Source organism: Pseudomonas sp. NPDC077649, from assembly GCF_044542855.1.
Classification (GTDB): domain Bacteria; phylum Pseudomonadota; class Gammaproteobacteria; order Pseudomonadales; family Pseudomonadaceae; genus Aquipseudomonas.
This window is the reverse complement of the sequence record NZ_JBITVF010000008.1, coordinates 147795-165828: the sequence shown is the minus strand read 5'-3', so window position 1 is coordinate 165828 and position 18034 is coordinate 147795. Positions and strand designations below refer to the sequence as shown.

At 65.6% G+C, this 18034-nt stretch carries 15 protein-coding genes; 12 read left to right on the top strand and 3 right to left on the bottom strand.

What is annotated here, in order from left to right:
• Nucleotides 1–13: 13 nt before the first annotated feature.
• The 3 genes from prpC to prpF all read left to right on the top strand — a co-directional run bounded on the left by prpC (nucleotide 14) and on the right by prpF (nucleotide 5074).
• On the top strand, nucleotides 14–1168 hold the full coding sequence (gene prpC / locus ACIGFL_RS21360) for a 2-methylcitrate synthase (protein WP_397498483.1): 1155 nt from the start codon (nucleotides 14–16) through the stop codon (nucleotides 1166–1168).
• The gene (gene acnD / locus ACIGFL_RS21355) at nucleotides 1168–3777 is read left to right on the top strand and encodes a Fe/S-dependent 2-methylisocitrate dehydratase AcnD (protein WP_397498482.1); all 2610 of its coding nucleotides are present in this window, start codon (nucleotides 1168–1170) and stop codon (nucleotides 3775–3777) included. Before prpC ends, acnD begins: the two co-directional genes overlap by 1 nt.
• 109 nt (nucleotides 3778–3886) lie before the next feature.
• Nucleotides 3887–5074, top strand: coding sequence for a 2-methylaconitate cis-trans isomerase PrpF (gene prpF / locus ACIGFL_RS21350; RefSeq protein WP_397498481.1), 1188 nt, complete (start codon nucleotides 3887–3889; stop codon nucleotides 5072–5074).
• Between the two features lie 66 nt (nucleotides 5075–5140).
• Here the strand turns inward: prpF and ACIGFL_RS21345 are convergent, their stop codons facing one another.
• Complete coding sequence (locus ACIGFL_RS21345; RefSeq protein WP_021445819.1) at nucleotides 5141–5959, bottom strand: pyruvate, water dikinase regulatory protein; 819 nt, start codon at nucleotides 5957–5959, stop codon at nucleotides 5141–5143.
• 182 nt (nucleotides 5960–6141) lie between these two features.
• On the opposite strand from ACIGFL_RS21345, the gene ppsA reads away from it, so the two are divergent.
• The 9 genes from ppsA (at nucleotide 6142) to ACIGFL_RS21300 (ending at nucleotide 14418) form a co-directional block, all read left to right on the top strand.
• A complete protein-coding gene (gene ppsA / locus ACIGFL_RS21340; protein ID WP_031303835.1) occupies nucleotides 6142–8514 on the top strand; it encodes a phosphoenolpyruvate synthase in 2373 nt (790 codons plus the stop codon).
• A 127-nt stretch (nucleotides 8515–8641) separates the two neighbouring features.
• Nucleotides 8642–9631 carry an alpha/beta fold hydrolase gene (locus ACIGFL_RS21335; protein ID WP_397498480.1) on the top strand — a complete coding sequence of 330 codons (990 nt, stop codon included), beginning with the start codon at nucleotides 8642–8644 and terminating at the stop codon, nucleotides 9629–9631.
• 90 nt (nucleotides 9632–9721) lie between these two features.
• On the top strand, nucleotides 9722–10039 hold the full coding sequence (locus ACIGFL_RS21330) for a Rieske (2Fe-2S) protein (protein WP_397498479.1): 318 nt from the start codon (nucleotides 9722–9724) through the stop codon (nucleotides 10037–10039).
• A gap of 13 nt (nucleotides 10040–10052) precedes the next feature.
• Entirely contained in the window at nucleotides 10053–10541 is a 489-nt protein-coding gene (rraA, locus tag ACIGFL_RS21325) for a ribonuclease E activity regulator RraA (RefSeq protein WP_397498478.1), read from the top strand.
• Between the two features lie 4 nt (nucleotides 10542–10545).
• The gene (locus tag ACIGFL_RS21320) at nucleotides 10546–11532 is read left to right on the top strand and encodes a zinc transporter ZntB (RefSeq protein ID WP_397498477.1); all 987 of its coding nucleotides are present in this window, start codon (nucleotides 10546–10548) and stop codon (nucleotides 11530–11532) included.
• Nucleotides 11533–11581: 49 nt separating this feature from the next.
• Nucleotides 11582–11833 carry a CrfX protein gene (locus tag ACIGFL_RS21315; RefSeq protein WP_397498521.1) on the top strand — a complete coding sequence of 84 codons (252 nt, stop codon included), beginning with the start codon at nucleotides 11582–11584 and terminating at the stop codon, nucleotides 11831–11833.
• Nucleotide 11834: 1 nt separating this feature from the next.
• Nucleotides 11835–12659, top strand: a complete 825-nt coding sequence (locus tag ACIGFL_RS21310; protein WP_021443662.1) for a mechanosensitive ion channel domain-containing protein — start codon at nucleotides 11835–11837, stop codon at nucleotides 12657–12659.
• Between the two features lie 85 nt (nucleotides 12660–12744).
• Nucleotides 12745–13335 (top strand): RNA polymerase sigma factor SigX, encoded by a 591-nt coding sequence (gene sigX / locus ACIGFL_RS21305; protein WP_397484892.1) that lies wholly within the window; start codon nucleotides 12745–12747, stop codon nucleotides 13333–13335.
• Nucleotides 13336–13443: 108 nt separating this feature from the next.
• Nucleotides 13444–14418 carry an OmpA family protein gene (locus ACIGFL_RS21300; protein ID WP_397498476.1) on the top strand — a complete coding sequence of 325 codons (975 nt, stop codon included), beginning with the start codon at nucleotides 13444–13446 and terminating at the stop codon, nucleotides 14416–14418.
• A 116-nt stretch (nucleotides 14419–14534) separates the two neighbouring features.
• Here ACIGFL_RS21300 and cobA read toward each other — a convergent pair whose 3' ends face one another.
• Entirely contained in the window at nucleotides 14535–15278 is a 744-nt protein-coding gene (gene cobA / locus ACIGFL_RS21295; protein ID WP_397498475.1) for a uroporphyrinogen-III C-methyltransferase, read from the bottom strand.
• An 11-nt stretch (nucleotides 15279–15289) separates the two neighbouring features.
• Nucleotides 15290–18007, bottom strand: coding sequence for a molybdopterin-dependent oxidoreductase (locus ACIGFL_RS21290; protein ID WP_397498474.1), 2718 nt, complete (start codon nucleotides 18005–18007; stop codon nucleotides 15290–15292).
• Between the last annotated feature and the right edge of the window lie 27 nt (nucleotides 18008–18034).

Here is an 18034-nt window from a genome sequence, read left to right as displayed (position 1 = left end):
GAGGAGATAAGAGATGAGCGCCGAAACCACTGCCGGCTTCAAACCGAAGAAATCGGTCGCCCTGAGCGGCACCGCCGCCGGCAACACCGCCCTGTGCACCGTCGGCCGCACCGGCAACGACCTGCACTACCGCGGCTATGACGTGCTCGACTTCGCCAACCGCTGCGAGTTCGAGGAAATCGCTCACCTGCTGGTGCATGGCAAGCTGCCCAATGTCGCCGAACTGGCCGGCTACAAGGCCAAGCTCAAGGCCCTGCGTGGCCTGCCGGCCGGCGTCAAGGCCGCCCTGGAAACCCTGCCGCCTTCCGCCCACCCGATGGACGTGATGCGCACCGCGGTGTCCGTGCTCGGCTGCCTGCAGCCGGAGAAGGACGACCACAACCACCCGGGCGCGCGCGATATCGCCGACAAGCTGATGGCGTCCCTCGGGGCTGCATTGCTGTACTGGTACCACTACAGCCACAACGGCAAGCGCATCGAGGTGGAGACCGACGACGACTCCATCGGCGGCCACTTCCTCCACCTGCTGCACGGCGAAAAGCCTCGCGATTCCTGGGTGCGCGCCATGCACACCTCGCTCAACCTGTACGCCGAGCACGAATTCAACGCCTCGACCTTCACCTCGCGGGTGATCGCCGGCACCGGCTCCGACATGTTCAGCTGCATCGCCGGCGCCATCGGCGCGCTGCGCGGGCCCAAGCACGGCGGCGCCAACGAGGTGGCCTTCGAGATCCAGAAGCGCTACGACAATCCGAATGATGCCGAGGCCGATATCCGCGCCCGCGTCGAGCGCAAGGAAGTGGTGATCGGCTTCGGTCACCCGGTCTACACCGTCAGCGACCCGCGCAACAAGGTGATCAAGGAAGTGGCCCGCGAGCTGTCGGTGGAGCAGGGCAACACCAAGATGTTCGACATCGCCGAGCGCCTGGAAAGCGTGATGTGGGAAATCAAGAAGATGTTCCCCAACCTCGACTGGTTCAGCGCCGTGAGCTACCACATGATGGGCGTGCCCACCGCCATGTTCACCCCGCTGTTCGTCATCGCCCGCACCGCCGGCTGGTCCGCGCACGTCATCGAGCAGCGCATCGACGGCAAGATCATCCGCCCGAGCGCCAACTACACAGGCCCCGAAGACCTGAAGTTCGTGCCGCTCAAGGAGCGCAAATGATGAACACTCAATACCGTAAAAGCCTGCCCGGCACCGCGCTGGATTACTTCGACGCCCGCGAGGCGGTCGAGGCGATCCAGGCCGGCGCCTGGGACAAGCTCCCCTATACCTCGCGCGTGCTCGCCGAGCAGCTGGTGCGCCGCTGCGAGCCGCAGGATCTGACCGCCGCGCTGGAGCAGCTGGTCCATCGCAAGCGCGACCTGGATTTTCCCTGGTACCCGGCGCGGGTGGTCTGCCACGACATCCTCGGCCAGACCGCGCTGGTGGATCTGGCCGGCCTGCGCGACGCCATCGCCGAGCAGGGTGGCGACCCGTCCAAGGTCAACCCGGTGGTGCCGACCCAGTTGATCGTCGACCATTCGCTGGCCGTCGAGGCGCCGGGCTTCGACCCGGATGCCTTCGAGAAGAACCGCGCCATCGAGGATCGGCGCAACGAGGACCGCTTCCACTTTATCGACTGGACCAAGACCGCGTTCAAGAACGTCGACGTGATCCCGGCCGGCAACGGCATCATGCACCAGATCAACCTGGAGAAGATGAGCCCGGTGATCCAGGCGCGCGGCGGCGTGGCCTTCCCCGACACCTGCGTCGGCACCGACTCGCACACCCCGCACGTCGACGCCCTGGGCGTGATCGCCATCGGCGTCGGCGGCCTGGAGGCTGAGACGGTGATGCTCGGCCATCCGTCGATGATGCGCCTGCCCGACATCGTCGGCGTCGAGCTGACCGGCAAGCGCCAGCCCGGCATCACCGCCACCGACATAGTCCTGGCCATCACCGAGTTCCTGCGCAAGGAGCGCGTGGTCGGTGCCTGGGTCGAGTTCTTCGGCGAGGGCGCCGACAGCCTGACCATCGGCGACCGCGCCACCATCTCCAACATGTGCCCGGAATACGGCGCCACCGCCTCGATGTTCTATATCGACGGCCAGACCATCGACTACCTCAAGCTCACCGGCCGCGAGCCGGAGCAGGTGGCACTGGTGGAGAACTACGCCAAGACCCTCGGCCTGTGGAGCGATGCGCTGAAGACCGCCGAGTACGAGCGTGTGCTGCGCTTCGACCTGGGCAGCGTGGTGCGCAACATGGCTGGCCCGAGCAACCCGCATCGCCGCCTGCCCACTTCGGCGCTGGCCGAGCGCGGCATTGCCGACGAGACCAAGCTGCAAGCCGGCAAGGGCGAAGAAGCCCAGGGCTTGATGCCTGACGGCGCGGTGATCATCGCCGCCATCACCAGCTGCACCAACACCTCCAATCCGCGCAACGTCATCGCCGCCGGCCTGGTGGCGAAGAAGGCCAACGCCCTGGGCCTGGTGCGCAAGCCCTGGGTCAAGACTTCATTCGCACCGGGTTCGAAAGTCGCCAAGCTGTACCTGGAGGAGGCCGGCCTGCTGCCGGAGCTGGAGAAACTCGGTTTCGGCATCGTCGCCTACGCCTGCACCACCTGCAACGGCATGTCCGGCGCGCTGGAGCCAAAGATCCAGAACGAAATCATCGACCGCGACCTGTACGCCACCGCCGTGCTCTCGGGTAACCGCAACTTCGACGGCCGTATCCACCCCTACGCCAAGCAGGCCTTCCTGGCCTCGCCGCCGCTGGTGGTGGCCTATGCGATCGCCGGTACCGTGCGCTTCGATATCGAGCAGGATGCGCTGGGCACCGATGCCCAGGGGAATCCCATCACCCTCAAGGACCTGTGGCCGAGCGACGAGGAGATCGACGCCATAGTCGCGGCGAGCGTGAAGCCCGAGCAGTTCAAGCAGATCTATATCCCGATGTTCGACCTCGGGACGGTGAAGGAAGCCGACAGCCCGCTGTACGACTGGCGGCCGATGTCCACCTATATCCGCCGCCCGCCGTACTGGGAAGGCGCGCTGGCCGGCGAGCGCACGCTCAAGGGCATGCGTCCGCTGGCGATCCTGCCGGACAACATCACCACCGACCACCTGTCGCCGTCCAACGCCATCCTGGCGGACTCGGCGGCCGGCGAGTACCTGGCGAAGATGGGCCTGCCGGAGGAGGACTTCAACTCCTACGCCACCCACCGGGGCGATCACCTGACCGCGCAGCGCGCCACCTTCGCCAACCCGCAACTGGTCAACGAGATGGCCGTGGTCGATGGCCAGGTGAAGAAGGGCTCGCTGGCCCGCGTCGAGCCGGAAGGCAAGGTGATGCGCATGTGGGAGGCCATCGAGATCTACATGAACCGCAAGCAGAACCTGATCATCGTCGCCGGCGCCGACTACGGCCAGGGTTCGTCCCGCGATTGGGCGGCCAAGGGTGTGCGCCTGGCGGGTGTCGAGGTGATAGTCGCCGAAGGTTTCGAGCGCATCCACCGCACCAACCTGGTGGGCATGGGCGTGCTGCCGGTGGAGTTCAAGCCGGGTACCACCCGCCTGACCCTGGGTCTGGATGGCACCGAGACCTTTGATGTCGAGGGCGAGATTTCGCCGCGCTGCGACCTGACCCTGGTGGTCAATCGCCGCAACGGCGAGGTGGTCAAGGTACCGGTGACCTGCCGCCTGGACACCGCTGCCGACGTCAGCGTGTACAAGGCCGGTGGCGTGCTGCAGCGCTTCGCCAAGGACTTCCTCGAAGGCGCGGTCGCCTGATTTCGTAGGGTGGATGGCGCTTTTTCCATCCACCGTGGCTGGTTCCACGGTGGATCGGTGAGGCGTGATCCACCCTAGGATTCATTTATCTTCCAGCCAGGACTCACCTATGGCTCATCAACCCCAGATCAAGATTCCTGCCACCTATATCCGTGGCGGTACCAGCAAGGGCGTGTTCTTCCGCCTGCAGGATCTGCCCGAGCGCTGCCAGGTGCCGGGCGCGGCGCGCGATGCGTTGTTCATGCGCGTGATCGGCAGCCCCGACCCGTACAGCGCGCATATCGACGGCATGGGCGGCGCGACCTCGAGCACCTCCAAGTGCGTGATCCTGTCGAAAAGCAGCCAGCCCGAACACGACGTCGACTACCTCTACGGCCAGGTTTCCATCGACAAGGCCTTCGTCGACTGGAGCGGCAACTGCGGCAACCTGTCCACCGCGGCCGGTGCCTTTGCCATCCATGCCGGCCTGGTCGATCCGGCGCGGATTCCCGACAACGGCACCTGCGTGGTGCGTATCTGGCAGGCCAATATCCACAAGACCATCATCGCCCATGTGCCGATCAGCAATGGCCAGGTGCAGGAAACCGGCGACTTCGAGCTGGACGGGGTGACCTTCCCCGCGGCGGAGATCGTGCTGGAGTTCCTCGACCCGTCCGACGATGGCGAGGAGGGCGCCTCGATGTTCCCCACCGGCAATCTGGTCGATGACCTCGAAGTGCCCGGCGTCGGTACCTTCAAGGCGACCATGATCACCGCCGGCATCCCGACCGTGTTCGTCAATGCCGAGGACATCGGCTACCAGGGCACCGAACTGCGCGAAGCCATCAACGGCGATCCGGCGCAACTGGCGCGTTTCGAGCAAATCCGCGTGGCCGGCGCGCTGCGCATGGGCCTGATCAAGACGGCGGAAGAAGCGGCTACCCGCCAGCACACGCCGAAGATCGCCTTCGTTTCCCCGCCGAAGAGTTACAAGGCCTCCAGTGGCAAGCAGATAGAGGCTGGCGAGGTCGATCTGCTGGTGCGTGCGCTGTCCATGGGCAAGCTGCACCACGCCATGATGGGCACCTGCGCAGTGGCCATCGGCACGGCCGCGGCGATTCCCGGCACCCTGGTCAACCTGGCGGCCGGCGGCGGCGAGCGCGAGGCGGTGCGGTTCGGCCATCCGTCCGGCACCCTGCGCGTCGGCGCCCAGGCGAAGCGGGTCGACGACCAATGGACGGTGACCAAGGCCATCATGAGTCGCAGTGCGCGCATCCTGATGGAAGGCTGGGTACGGGTGCCGGGCGACAGTTTCTGATGGCGAAAACTGGAAAAGGCTCGAAATTGCGAGCCTTTTTCTTTTTAAAACAGCTTGTTATGGCGATTACTTGAGCCGGCGCTCTACACCTTTTTCCACCAGGATCTTGGCGGAAATCTCTTCCACCGAGAAATGCGTGGAGTTGATATAGGCGATGTTCTCGCGGCGGAACAGGTTCTCCACCTCGCGCACCTCGAACTCGCACTGGGCGAAGCTGGCGTAGCGGCTGTTGGGCTTGCGCTCGTGGCGGATGGCGGTGAGCCGGTCGGGGTCGATGGTCAGGCCGAACAGCTTGTTCTTGTACGGCTTGAGCGCGGCCGGCAGTTGCAGGCGCTCCATGTCGTCCTCGGTCAGCGGGTAGTTGGCGGCGCGAATGCCGTACTGCATGGCCATATAAAGGCAGGTGGGGGTCTTGCCGCAGCGCGACACGCCGACCAGGATCAGGTCGGCCTTGTCGTAGTAGTGGGTGCGTGCGCCGTCGTCGTTGTCCAGGGCGAAGTTCACCGCCTCGATGCGCTCCATGTAGTTGGAGTTCTGCCCGATGGAGTGGGACTTGCCCACCGAGTAGGAGGAGTGCGAGGTCAGTTCCTGCTCCAGCGGCGCGAGGAAGGTGGAGAAGATGTCGATCATGAAACCGTTGGCGGTGGCCAGTACGTCGCGGATGTCCTGGTTGACGATGGTGTCGAAGATGATCGGGCGTGCGCCGTCCCTTTCGGCAGCCAGATCGATTTGTTGTACCATGGCGCGCGCTTTATCGACGCTGTCGATATAGGGACGCGTCAGTTTGGTGAACTGAATATTCTCGAACTGCGCGAGCAGGCTCTGGCCCAGGGTTTCGGCGGTGATGCCGGTGCCATCGGAGATAAAGAAAGCGGTTCGTTTCATTTGCGCCAAAGGCCTTAAGCTGAGTTCGATTCTTGGCTATCATAGGCCGCGTTTTTCGCCGGCCCCACCGGGTTCGGCATTGTTACTTATACAAGGGCCAGGCCACAATCTCGCGATCTTGAGTTCGCCGGACCTTCCAGAGCCCCCTGAGCTTTTCCAACACCGTTAGTGGAGAGATCACCTTGGTAGAGTACGTAGTTTCCCTCGATAAGCTCGGCAATCACGATGTTGAGCATGTGGGGGGCAAGAACGCATCCCTCGGCGAGATGATCAGCAACCTGGCTGGTGCCGGTGTCTCGGTTCCCGGCGGTTTCGCCACTACGGCTCAGGCCTACCGCGACTTTCTCGAGCAGAGCGGCCTGAACGCGCAGATCCACGCGGCCCTCGATGCCCTCGACGTCGACGACGTCAACGCCCTGGCCAAGACCGGTGCGCAGATTCGCCAGTGGGTGATGGACGCCGAGTTCCCGGCCGAACTGGACAAGCAGATCCGTGATGCCTTCGCCACCATGAGCGCCGGCAACGACAACATGGCCGTGGCCGTGCGTTCCTCCGCCACCGCCGAAGACCTGCCGGACGCCTCCTTCGCCGGCCAGCAGGAGACCTTCCTCAACATCCGCGGCGTGGACAACGTGATCCGCGCGGCCAAGGAAGTCTTCGCCTCCCTGTTCAACGACCGCGCCATCGCCTACCGCGTGCACCAGGGCTTCGACCACAAGCTGGTCGCCCTGTCCGCCGGCGTACAGCGCATGGTGCGCTCGGAAACCGGCACTGCCGGCGTGATGTTCACCCTCGACACCGAATCCGGCTTCCGTGACGTGGTCTTCATCACCGGCGCTTACGGCCTGGGCGAAACCGTGGTGCAGGGCGCGGTCAACCCCGACGAGTTCTACGTGCACAAGCCGACCCTGGAAGCCGGCCGCCCGGCGATCCTGCGTCGCAACCTGGGCAGCAAGGCGATCAAGATGGTCTACGGCGACGAAGCCAAGGCCGGTCGCTCGGTCAAGACCGTGGAAGTCGACCGCGCCGAGCGCGCGCGCTTCTGCATCAGCGACGCCGAGGTCAGCGAGCTGGCCAAGCAGGCACTGATCATCGAGAAGCACTACGGCCGGCCGATGGACATCGAGTGGGCCAAGGACGGCGACGACGGCAAACTGTACATCGTCCAGGCCCGCCCTGAAACCGTGAAGAGCCGCGCCAGCGCCACCGTGATGGAGCGCTACCTGCTGAAAGAGAAGGGCACCGTACTGGTGGAAGGCCGCGCCATCGGCCAGCGCATCGGCGCCGGCAAGGTGCGGGTGATCCACGACGTCTCCGAGATGGACAAGGTGCAGCCGGGCGACGTGCTGGTCTCCGACATGACCGACCCGGATTGGGAGCCGGTGATGAAGCGCGCCAGCGCCATCGTCACCAACCGCGGCGGGCGTACCTGCCACGCGGCGATCATCGCCCGCGAACTGGGCATTCCGGCCGTGGTCGGTTGCGGCAACGCCACCCAGGTGCTGAAAGACGGCCAGGGCGTCACCGTCTCCTGCGCCGAGGGCGACACCGGCTTCATCTTCGAAGGCGAGCTGGGCTTCGACATTCGCAAGAACTCGGTCGACGCCATGCCCGAGCTGCCGTTCAAGATCATGATGAACGTCGGCAACCCGGACCGCGCCTTCGACTTCGCCCAGCTTCCCAACGAAGGCGTGGGCCTGGCCCGTCTGGAATTCATCATCAACCGCATGATCGGCGTGCACCCCAAGGCGCTGCTGAACTTCGCCGGTCTGCCGGCCGAGATCAAGGACAGCGTCGAGAAGCGCATCGCCGGTTACGGTGATCCGGTGGACTTCTACGTCGAGAAGCTGGTCGAGGGCATCAGTACCCTGGCCGCAGCCTTCTGGCCGAAGAAGGTCATCGTGCGGCTGTCGGACTTCAAGTCCAACGAATACGCCAACCTGATCGGTGGCAAGCTCTACGAGCCGGAAGAAGAGAACCCGATGCTCGGCTTCCGCGGCGCCTCGCGCTACATCAGCGAGTCCTTCCGCGACTGCTTCGAGCTGGAATGCCGCGCGCTGAAGAAGGTGCGCGGCGAGATGGGCCTGACCAACGTCGAGATCATGGTGCCCTTCGTGCGCACCCTGGGCGAGGCCTCGCAAGTGGTCGAGCTGCTCGCCAGCAACGGCCTGGCCCGCGGTCAGGACGGCCTGAAGGTGATCATGATGTGCGAGCTGCCGTCCAACGCCATCCTGGCCGAGGAGTTCCTCGAGTTCTTCGACGGCTTCTCCATCGGTTCCAACGACCTGACCCAGCTGACCCTGGGCCTGGACCGCGACTCCGGCATCGTCGCCCACCTGTTCGACGAGCGTAACCCGGCGGTGAAGAAGCTGCTGGCCAACGCCATCGCCGCCTGCAACAAGGCCGGCAAGTACATCGGCATCTGCGGCCAGGGTCCCTCGGACCACCCTGACCTGGCCAAGTGGCTGATGGAGCAGGGCATCGAGAGCGTCTCGCTGAACCCGGACTCGGTGCTCGACACCTGGTTCTTCCTCGCCGAGACTCAACCCGCCTGAGGCCGTGCCTGACGGCGACAAAGGGCGGGTCGATCCCGCCCTTTTTTGTGCACCGCCGTCTTGCAAGCCGCTGTGAAACGATCTCTCCCGGCAATATTTCGTGTAAGCGCTTCCGGTCGTCCGATCCATGCAAAGCAGCAGTGAGCTTTTCCCCGTCGCCCTGATCAGCGCCGAATTGCGCGGCGATCTCAGCGAGGACGTCTACCTTGTCAAACCCAACAACAGCCCGGACTCCAGCGTCGAGCTGGCCCTGACCCGTCTCGGCCTGGCCGGCGCCGAAGAGGCGCGCGGGGTGCCAGTGGTGCTGCTGCACGGCAGCTTTTCCAACCGGCGTTTCTGGTACTCGCCCAGGGGCGTCGGCCTGGGCGCGTACCTGGCGCGTGCCGGTTTCGATGTGTGGATCGCCGAGATGCGCGGCCACGGCCTGTCGCCACGCAACGAGGGCTACCGCCACAACAGCGTGGCGCAGTACGTGCGCCACGACCTGCCGGCCATTGCCGCCTTCATCGCCGAGCAGAACGGGCAGGTCGCCCACTGGATAGGTCATTCCCTGGGGGGCATCACCCTGGCCGCGGCGCTCGGCGGCGGCTACCTGGACGCCCGGCAGGTGCGCTCGGCGGCGCTGTTCGGCAGCCAGATCAGCCGCGTCCACTGGCCGCTCAAGCTGCCGCCGGTGGAGTGGGGCGGGCGTCTGCTGCTCAAGGGCCTGCCCTATATTTCCGGGCGGCGGATGAAGCAGGGGCCGGAGGACGAACCCATCGGCATCGCCCTGGAGAGCCTGCGCTGGCACGGCCTGTTCGGCCGTTTCGGCGACCGCGAGCAGGATTGGTGGGCCGGCCTGGCCGGCGTCGAGGTGCCGCTGCTGGCGGTGGCCGCCGCCGGCGACCGCCAGGATCCGCCCTGGGCCTGCCGCAAGCTGCTGCAGCAATGCGCGGCGGCGCCGCAGCAGTTCCTCCTGCTGAGCAAGCAGGGCGGTTTCTCCAGCGACTACGGGCATGTCGAGATGCTGGTCAGCAAGGAGGCGCAGCGCGAGGTCTGGCCGCTGGCCGAGTACTGGCTGAACCACCTGCAGCTGCCGGCGGGTTTCGCCGAGCAGCCCTCTGCTACGGGGACTTGAGGCGGCGCAGGCGTTCCTTCGCCGCGCGCATGCCGTTAAGATGTGACGCGATAAAGGCTTGCGGTCATTTCAGGAGTCGCCGGAGGGGGCATGTTCATCGCGCTGGAGCGTCTGATCAACCTCGACGAGGGCTACCGGCGCAGCTTCCAGGTTGCCGGGCGCAGCCTGTTGCTGCTGGTGGTCGAGGGGCAGCCGGTGCTGCTGGAAAACCGCTGCCCGCACCAGGGCGCGCCGCTGCACGACGCCAGCCTGCAGGGCCGGGTGCTGCGCACGCCATGGCGTCGAGTTCGACCTGCGCAGCGGGCAGGCGCTGAACGCCCAGTGCGCCGGGTTGTCCCTGTTGCACGCGGCCTACGACGGCGACCGCATCGGTGTCGACCTCTAGCCGTCTCACCCATTCATTGCTGAAAGGAGTTTTGCCATGCACTACATCACCCCCGACCTGTGCGACGCCTACCCGGAGCTGGTCCAGGTGGTCGAGCCGATGTTCGCCAACTACGGCGGTCGCGACTCCTTCGGCGGCCAGATCGTCACCATCAAGTGCCATGAGGACAACTCGCTGGTCAAGGAGCAGGTCGACCTGCCCGGCCAGGGCAAGGTGCTGGTGGTGGACGGCGGCGGTTCGCTGCGCCGCGCCCTGCTCGGCGACATGCTCGCCGAGAAGGCGGCCAAGAACGGCTGGGAAGGCATAGTGGTATACGGCTGCATCCGCGACGTCGACGTGATCGCCCAGACCGAACTGGGCGTGCAGGCGCTGGCCAGCCACCCGATGAAAACCGACAAGCGCGGCATCGGCGACCTCAACGTGCCGGTCACCTTTGGCGGCGTGACCTTCCGCCCGGGCGAGTACCTGTATGCCGACAACAACGGCATCATCGTCGCCCCGCAAGCCCTGAGCATGCCGGAATAAGCCCATGCAGGATCAGCAATCGGCCCTGCTGCACGCCTTCGTCCTCGACGGACGCGGCGGCGCACGCAGCATCACGGGCGAAGAGCTGGACGGTCTGCAGCTGGCCGAGCAGGAAAGCCTGTGGCTGCACTGGGATCGCAGCCAACCCCAGGCGCAGCACTGGCTGCGCGAACACAGCGGGCTGGACGAGTTCAGCTGCGACCTGCTGCTCGAGGAAAACACCCGGCCGCGCCTGCTGCCGCTGCCGGACGACGAGCTGCTGCTGTTCCTGCGCGGGGTCAACCGCAACCCCGGCGCCGAGCCGGAAGACATGGTCTCGGTGCGCATCTTCGCCGATGCGCGGCGGGTCATCTCGCTGCGCCTGCGCCCGCTGCGCGCCACCGAGGCGCTGATCGAGGACCTGCAGGCGGGCAGGGGGCCGAAAACCCCGTCCGAGCTGCTGCTGGAGCTGGCGCGCTACCTGACCGATCGCGTCGACGACCTGATCGCCGAATTGGGCGAGCTGCTCGACGGCGAGGAAGATCGCCTGGATGCCGACGAGCGCTACCGTCCCGAACACGGCCTGATGCTCCAGGTGCGCCGGCGCGCGGCCAGCCTGCGCCGCTTCCTGGCGCCACAGCGCGATCTCTACGCCCAGTTGGCGCGCAACCGCCAGCCCTGGTTCGTCGAGGACGACGACGATTACTGGAACGAGCTGAACAACCGCCTGACCCGCTACCTGGAGGAGCTGGAACTGATCCGCGAGCGCGTCAGCCTGGTGCTGGAGGCGGAGAGTCGGCGCCTGAGCGAGCGGATGAACCGCATCATGTACCGCTTCAGCATCATCACCGGGCTGTTCCTGCCGCTGACCTTCCTCACCGGCCTGCTGGGCATCAACGTCGGCGGCATACCCGGCGCCGAAAGCCCACTCGGTTTCTTCGTCGCCTGCGGCCTAATGGTGACCCTGGCGCTCGGCCAGCTGTGGCTGTTCCGCCGCTGGCGCTGGCTGTGATGTGTGACTTGGCCGCTCGCCGCCGCGTCTAGCCGTGACATCCCGTGAGGTGCGCATGCACGATCCATTCGAAGAATCCCTACGCGATTTGCTCAAGTCGTCGTCGTCCGATCATGACGACGATGCCTGCCTGCACCGGGTTCTCAAGACCGCCAACCGTCAGGTAGGCGCCGGCGACCTGTTCAGCCTGATGGGCCACTGGCTCGAAGCCCTGATGATTGCCCTGAACAACGGCTCGGCGCATGTCGCGCCGGTTTCGCGCCGTACCCATTCCCCTGCTTCCGCTGATAAGGCCGATTGAAATGGAACTCGACCCCTGGACCCAAAGCCTGATCGCCGCCATGACCGCACTCTGGACCAAGGTCGCCGGCTTCATTCCCAACCTGTTCGTCGCCCTGGTGCTGGTGCTGCTCGGCTTCGTCGTCGCCAAGCTGCTCGACACCCTGCTGTCCAAGCTGCTCGGCAAGGTCGGGCTGGATCGCCTGATGATGGGCACCGGGCTGACCAAACTGCTGGCGCGCGTCGGCATCCAGGCTTCGGTGTCGACCCTGATCGGCAAGATCGTCTACTGGTTCGTGCTGCTGATTTTCCTCGTCTCGGCGGCCGAGTCGCTCGGCCTGCAGCGGGTTTCCGCCACCCTCGACGTGCTGGCGCTGTATTTGCCCAAGGTATTCGGCGCGGCCCTGGTGCTGCTCGCCGGCGTGCTCCTGGCGCAGCTGGTCAGCAGCCTGGTGCGTGGCGCGGCAGAGGGCGTCGGCCTGGATTATGCCCACGGCCTGGGTCGTGTGGCCCAGGGCCTGGTGATCATCATCAGCATCTCGGTGGCCATCGGTCAGCTGGAAGTCAAGACCGATCTGCTCAACAACGTCATCGCCATCGTGCTGATCTCGGTCGGCCTGGCGGTGGCGCTGGCCCTGGGCCTGGGCAGTCGGGAAATCGCCAGCCAGATCCTGGCCGGCATTTATGTGCGCGAGTTGTACCAGGTCGGGCAACAAGTGCAGGTTGGTGAGGTCGAAGGCCAGATCGAGGAAATCGGCACGGTCAAGACTATCCTGTTAACCGATGCGGGTGAGTTGGTCTCGGTGGCCAACCGCGTGATGCTCGAGCAACGGGTAAACAGTCGCTAACGCGCCAATCCTGCTACTTTATGCCGCCGCCCGACAGGTATAGCCTGTTGGGCGGTTTTCGTCCCGACTCTCGGCCCAACTTGTTTTGAACAAAGCCCAAACCTTGCCCACGCGTTACGACCCCCGCGAGCTCACCGATGAGGAGCTGGTGGCGCGCGCTCACGACGAGTTGTTCCACATCACCCGTGCTTATGAAGAACTCATGCGCCGTTACCAGCGCACCCTGTTCAATGTCTGCGCGCGTTATCTGGGGAACGAAAGGGATGCCGACGATGTCTGTCAAGAGGTCATGCTGAAAGTTCTTTATGGTTTGAAGAACTTCGAGGGCAAGTCCAAGTTCAAGACCTGGCTCTACAGCATCACCTATAACGAGTGCATTACCCAGTACCGCAAAGAGCGCAGAAAGCGGCGTTTGATCGACGCCCTGAGTCTCGATCCGCTGGAAGAGGCGTCCGAGGAAAAGACGCCGAAAGTCGAGGAGCGCGGCGGTCTGGATCGCTGGCTGGTGCACGTCAACCCGATCGATCGGGAAATTCTGGTGCTACGTTTTGTCGCAGAGCTGGAGTTCCAGGAGATCGCCGACATCATGCATATGGGCTTGAGCGCCACGAAAATGCGCTACAAGCGAGCTTTGGATCGGTTGCGCGACAAATTTTCGGACACTGCCGAAACTTAGTTCAGCTAGCCGACCACTAAGGGAAGGACGAACCCTGCTAAACTCGTCGCCAAGTTGCCGACTGAAACCGCAGGCAACTTATTAACCACCAAGATGGGGATTTAACGGATGAAACTGAAAAACACCTTGGGCGTAGTCATTGGCTCTCTCGTTGCCGCAACTTCCTTCGGCGCGCTGGCGCAAGGCCAAGGCGCTGTCGAGGTGGAGGGCTTCGTCAATCGCTACTTCGCCGACACCCAGCGTGACTTCGCTCACGATGAAGGCAACCTGTTCGGCGCCAGCATTGGCTACTATCTGACCGACGATGTCGAACTGGCCCTGTCCTACGGCGAGTACCACGACCTGCGTGGCGAAGGCGCTGCTGGCAGCAAGGACATCAAAGGCAACCTGACCGACCTGAAGGCCCTCTACCACTTCGGTCAGCCGGGCGCGGGCCTGCGTCCCTACGTGTCTGCCGGCTTCGGCCATCAGAGCATCGGCGACGCCAACAGTGGCGGCCGTGACCACTCCACCCTGGCCATCGCCGGTGCCGGTGCCAAGTACTACTTCACCGAGATGTTCTACGCCCGTGCCGGCGTCGACGCTCTGTACAACATCGACCAGGGCGACACCGAGTGGCAGGCCGGCGTCGGCGTCGGTCTGAACTTCGGCGGCGGCAAGCCGGCCCCGGCTCCTGTCGCGGTAGCGCCTGAGCCGATGCCCGAGCCCGCTCCGGAGCCGGTAATGGAAGCCGTACGCGTCGAGCTGGACGTCAAGTTCGACTTCGACAAGGACCGCGTGAAAGAAGAAAGCTACGGCGACATCAAGAACCTGGCCGACTTCATGAACCAGTACCCGCAGACCACCACCACCGTTGAAGGTCACACCGACTCCGTCGGCAGCGACACCTACAACCAGGGTCTGTCCGAGCGTCGTGCCAACGCCGTTCGCGACGTGCTGGTCAACCAGTACGGTGTCGATGGCAGCCGCGTGAACACCGCCGGTTACGGCGAGTCGCGCCCGGTAGCCGACAACGCCACCGACGCTGGCCGCGCCGTCAACCGTCGCGTTGAAGCCGAAGTGGAAGCCCAGATCCAGCAGTAATGCTTCTGGTGCGCTAAGAAAAAACCCGGCCTCGGCCGGGTTTTTTCTTTTCCGGAATAAAAAAGCCCGCCGAGGGGGCGGCGGGCAAACAACGACTTCGCAGGAGCGCGAAGCGGTCAGGCATGCAGGAGCTGGGGCATGCTGATCTGGGCGCTGGTGCGGGCGACTTCGCCGATCACCAGGATGGCCGGGCTCTTCAGGGCGAAGGCACGGGCATCTGCGGTCATATTGGCCAGCTGGCTGCGACATTCGCGCTGCTCGGGCAACGAGGCGTTCTCGATCATCGCCACCGGCATTTCGCCGCTCATGCCGCCGGCGAGCAGGCCGGCCTGGATGTCGACCAGCTTGGCCACGCCCATATAGACCACCAGGGTGGTGCCGCCCTGGGCCAGGGCCGCCCAGTTCAGGCTGCTGTCGTCCTGGGTATGGGCGGTGACCAGGGTCACGCCGCGCGCCACGCCGCGCAGGGTCAGGGGAATGCCGCAGTTGGTGGCGCCGGCCAACCCGGCGGTGATGCCGTTGACCAGCTCCACCTCGATACCGTGCGCGCCGAGCCAGTCGGCTTCCTCGCTGCCGCGGCCGAAGATGCACGGATCGCCGCCTTTCAGGCGCACCACGCACTTGCCCTGGCGCGCGTAGCGCAGCATCAGGCGATGGATAAAGGCCTGCGGGGTGGAACGGCAGCCGCCGCGCTTGCCCACCGAAACGATGCGCGCGCCGGGGCAGTGTTCCAGCACGGCCGGGTTGACCAGATCGTCGATCATCACGATCTCGGCCTGGTTCAGGGCCTTGACCGCCTTCAGCGTCAGCAGCTCGGGATCACCGGGGCCAGCGCCCACCAGCCAGACTTTTGCGCTCATATCGGATTCCTCTAGGCGTTGACGGCAAGCGGCTGGTTAGCCAGCAGACGTTTGATTTCGGGGACGCAGGAGCCGCAGCTGGTGCCGCACTTGAGTTCCTGCTTGAGGCCGTCCAGGTCCAGACCGCGAGCGATGCTGGCGCACACCGCGCTTTCGCTGACGTTCAGGCAGTTGCACAGGGTCTTGCCGCGCGTGGTGGCAACGGCGTTGCCCGGCGGCGCGGAGACCGGGGCGAGCAGCCAGCGGCGCAGGTCGGCGTCGGCCTGGCCGTCCAGCCACAGGCTTCTGAGCCATTCGCTGGCGGCGGTTTCGCCGGCCAGACGGATGCTGACGATACGGCCGTCCTCGATGCGCACGCGCTTGCCCACCGCGCGGCGCGGGTCGTCGTAGGCCAGCACCGGGCCCTGGTGCAGGCGCAGCAGGCGGTCGATCTGTGCCAGCAGCTCCGGCTGCGGCGCTACGGCGCAGGCGGCGCGGATCAGCAGGGCGGGGTGCTCGCGGCCGGTGGGGGTGAGGCTGGCGTAGGCGAAGTCCTCGAACAGCGGGCGCAGGGCCTCGAAGCGGCTCTGCACCTCGCCCTCGACCAGGGCGAACAGCTGCCAGGGTAGCTCGACCCTGTCCACCTCGACCCCGGCGTGCTTGAGCTCCGGCTGCTTGGACAGCGGGTCGAAGGCCGGCTGGGTCAGCACGTTGGTGCCCAGGCCCTTGAGGAAGCGGTCGCCCCAGTGCATTGGCAGCCAGGCCTGGCCTGGGCGCACCGATTCATCGGCCTGCACCGGCAGGATCAGGCTGCCGCGGCGGCTGCGCAGCCTGACCAGGTCGCCGTCCTGCAGACGACGGCGACGCAACTCGTCCGGGTGCAGGCCGAGCACGGCGGCCTCGACATGGCCGAACAGGCGCGCAGCGGTGCCGGTGCGGCTCATGCCGTGCCACTGGTCGCGCAGGCGGCCGGTGTTGAGGGTCAGGGAGTAACGCGCCTCGCGCTTTTCCTTCGGCGCGCGGTACGGGTCGGCGTGGAACTGCGCGCGTCCGCTGGCCGTGGGGAAGCGGCCGTCGGCATAGAGCCGCGCGGTGCCCTGGCGTGCGCCGGACGGGAACGGCCATTGTTGGGGACCTTGGTCATCGAGCAGCGCGTAGCTCAATCCGGAGAGGTCGAGGTCGCGCTGGGCGGTCAGGTGCTTGTATTCCTCGAACAGCGCTTCTGCGCTGGTGAAGTTGAACAGGCTGGGCAGGCCGGGGCGGAGCAAAGTTTCCAGGCGACGGGCGAAATCGCAGGTGATCGACCAATCGGGCCGCGCCTCTGCGGGCGCTGGCACGGCGCGGCGTACATGGCTGACGCGGCGCTCGGAGTTGGTCACCGTGCCTTCCTTCTCGCCCCAGCTGGCGGCGGGCAGCAGCAGGTCGGCGTAGCGGCAGGTCTCGGTGGTGAAGAAGGCTTCCTGCACCACGACGAAGGGGCAGGCGGCCAGGGCCTCGTGCACCTTGTTCTGGTTCGGCAGGGACTGCGCCGGGTTGGTGCAGGCGATCCACAGCGCCTTGATGCGGCCGTCGTGCACCGCATCGAACAGTTCGATGGCGGACAGGCCGGGCGTCTGCGGCAGGGCGTCGACGCCCCAGTAGGCGGCGACTTCGGCGCGGTGCTCGGCATCGCCGGCCTCGCGATGGCCTGGCAGCAGGTTGCTCAGGCTGCCGGTCTCGCGGCCGCCCATGGCGTTGGGCTGGCCGGTCAGCGAGAAGGGGCCGGCGCCGGGCTTGCCGATCTGCCCGGTGGCCAGGTGCAGATTGATCAGCGCGCTGTTCTTTGCCGAACCGGCACTGGACTGATTGAGCCCCATGCACCACAGCGAGAGGAAGGAGGGCGCCTTGCCGATCAGCTCGGCGCAGCGCTGCAGGGCGTCCAGGCTGATGCCACAGATGTCGGCGGTGGCCGCCGGGCTGTAGTCGCGCACCAGGTTCTTCAGCGCCGCGAAACCTTCGGTGTGGACGTCGATATAGCGGCGGTCGACCCAGCCTTCCCACAGCAGGAGATGCAGGATGCCGTGAAACAGCGCGACGTCGGTGCCGGGCAGAATCGCCAGGTGCAGGTCGGCCAGCTCGCAGGTGTCGGTACGCCGCGGATCGACGATGATGATCTGCATCTCCGGACGGCGCGCCTTGGCTTCTTCCAGGCGGCGGAACAGTACCGGATGGGCGTAGGCCATGTTGGAGCCGGCGATCAGCAGGCAGTCGCTCTGCTCGATGTCCTCGTAATTGCAGGGCGGGGCATCGGCGCCGAGGCTGCGCTTGTAGCCGACCACGGCGCTGGACATGCACAGCCGCGAGTTGCTGTCGATATTGTTGGTTCCCACCAATGCTCTCGCCAGCTTGTTAAAGGCGTAGTAGTCCTCGGTCAGCAGCTGGCCGGAGATGTAGAAGGCGACGCTGTCCGGGCCGTGCTCGCGGATGGTCTCGGCGAACACCGTCGCGGCGTGATCCAGGGCACTGTCCCAGTCCGTGCGCGAACGGGCCAGGCCCTTGCCCAGGCGCAGCTCGGGATAGAGGGCGCGGGCGTCGAGGTCGCCGGTCAGGTGCAGGGTCGAACCCTTGCTGCACAGCTTGCCGAAGTTGGCCGGGTGGCTGGGGTCGCCGGCGACGCCGAGTATCTGCTCGCCGTCGTGCTCGATCAGCACGCCGCAGCCCACGCCGCAGTAGCAGCAGGTGGAGGCGGTGACTTGAGTGGGGTTGGCCATGTTCGGAGCTCCTAGGAGGCAATACGC

Bases quoted from the DNA above. Each gene is read 5' to 3' on its own strand.
- prpC (WP_397498483.1), top strand. From the start codon at position 14: ATGAGCGCCGAAACCACTGCCGGCTTCAAACCGAAGAAATCGGTCGCC.
- acnD (WP_397498482.1), top strand. From the start codon at position 1,168: ATGAACACTCAATACCGTAAAAGCCTGCCCGGCACCGCGCTGGATTAC.
- prpF (WP_397498481.1), top strand. From the start codon at position 3,887: ATGGCTCATCAACCCCAGATCAAGATTCCTGCCACCTATATCCGTGGC.
- ACIGFL_RS21345 (WP_021445819.1), bottom strand. From the start codon at position 5,959: ATGAAACGAACCGCTTTCTTTATCTCCGATGGCACCGGCATCACCGCC.
- ACIGFL_RS21335 (WP_397498480.1), top strand. From the start codon at position 8,642: ATGCAAAGCAGCAGTGAGCTTTTCCCCGTCGCCCTGATCAGCGCCGAA.
- ACIGFL_RS21330 (WP_397498479.1), top strand. From the start codon at position 9,722: ATGTTCATCGCGCTGGAGCGTCTGATCAACCTCGACGAGGGCTACCGG.
- rraA (WP_397498478.1), top strand. From the start codon at position 10,053: ATGCACTACATCACCCCCGACCTGTGCGACGCCTACCCGGAGCTGGTC.
- ACIGFL_RS21320 (WP_397498477.1), top strand. From the start codon at position 10,546: ATGCAGGATCAGCAATCGGCCCTGCTGCACGCCTTCGTCCTCGACGGA.
- ACIGFL_RS21310 (WP_021443662.1), top strand. From the start codon at position 11,835: ATGGAACTCGACCCCTGGACCCAAAGCCTGATCGCCGCCATGACCGCA.
- ACIGFL_RS21300 (WP_397498476.1), top strand. From the start codon at position 13,444: ATGAAACTGAAAAACACCTTGGGCGTAGTCATTGGCTCTCTCGTTGCC.
- cobA (WP_397498475.1), bottom strand. From the start codon at position 15,278: ATGAGCGCAAAAGTCTGGCTGGTGGGCGCTGGCCCCGGTGATCCCGAG.
- ACIGFL_RS21290 (WP_397498474.1), bottom strand. From the start codon at position 18,007: ATGGCCAACCCCACTCAAGTCACCGCCTCCACCTGCTGCTACTGCGGC.